Here is a 1,050-nt window from a genome sequence, read left to right as displayed (position 1 = left end):
CTGAAATGGACCCCCGATTTTGGGACCACGTGCTTAGTTGGAAGGGGCTGCTCCGTTTGATAGACGGAGGGCATGATGACGAAGAAGACACGACGGAAGCTCGACGCGGCGCTGAAGGCAAAGATTGCGCTGGAAGCGGTGCGGGAGCAGGCGACGGTGGCCGATCTGGCCCAGCGCTATGAGGTTCACCCGAACCAGATCTATGCCTGGAAGAAGCAACTGCTGGACCAAGCGGCCCGGGCTTTTGACGCAGGTGTCGGGCGGGAGAGCGAGGAAACGCGCGAACGCGAGATCGAGAAGCTGCATGCCAAGATTGGACAACTGACAGTCGAGCGTGATTTTTTAGCACGGAGGTCCGGAAGATGAGCACGCCGGACCGTCGAGGAATGCTCGATCGCGCCGACATGGCGCTGTCGATTCGCCGGCAATGCATGTTGCTTGGCATCGCGCGCTCCGGGGTCTACCGGCCGCCACGGCCGGCCAACGACAACGACCTTGCCCTGATGCAGCGCCTCGACGAGCTGTTCACCGCCTGGCCGTTCCTAGGCTCACGGCGAATGACCGCGATGCTGAAGGCTGAGGGGCTTCAGGTCAATCGCAAGCGCGTGCAGCGGGGGCATCGCGGCGCTGGGACCGAAGCCGAACACGACGAAGCCGGCGCCGGGCCAGAAGATCTGTCCCTACCTGCTGCGCAACATGACGATCGACCGGCCGAACCAGGTGTGGGCGGCCGACATTACCTATCTGCCCGTCGGCCGCGGCTTTCTTTATCTCGTCGCCATCATCGACTGGGCGAGCCGTGCGGTTCTGGCGTGGCGCCTGTCGAACACGATGGACGTCTCGTTCTGCGTGGCGGCCCTGGACGAGGCGCTAGCGAAGTACGGCACGCCGGAGATCTTCAATACCGACCAGGGCAGCCAGTTCACCAGCGTGGCCTTCACCGGCGCGCTGGCGGCCGCAAAGATCAAGATCTCCATGGATGGCCGCGGTCGTTGGATGGACAACGTCTTCATCGAGCGGCTGTGGCGGTCGCTCAAGCATGAGGACATA

Annotated in this window: 1 protein-coding gene and 1 pseudogene; both read left to right on the top strand. The window is 63.1% G+C overall.

The window, feature by feature from the left end; all coding sequences use genetic code 11:
• Positions 1–75 precede the first annotated feature (75 nt).
• The gene (locus CV770_RS41180) at positions 76–366 is read left to right on the top strand and encodes a transposase (RefSeq protein WP_161500096.1); all 291 of its coding nucleotides are present in this window, start codon (positions 76–78) and stop codon (positions 364–366) included.
• A gap of 80 nt (positions 367–446) precedes the next feature.
• Positions 447–1,050 (top strand): annotated as a pseudogene (locus tag CV770_RS44445) (IS3 family transposase); the annotation flags it as partial.

It is taken from the genome of Bradyrhizobium sp. AC87j1 (assembly GCF_002936975.1).
GTDB lineage: Bacteria > Pseudomonadota > Alphaproteobacteria > Rhizobiales > Xanthobacteraceae > Bradyrhizobium > Bradyrhizobium shewense.
This window is presented reverse-complemented; position numbering and strand designations above follow the sequence as displayed.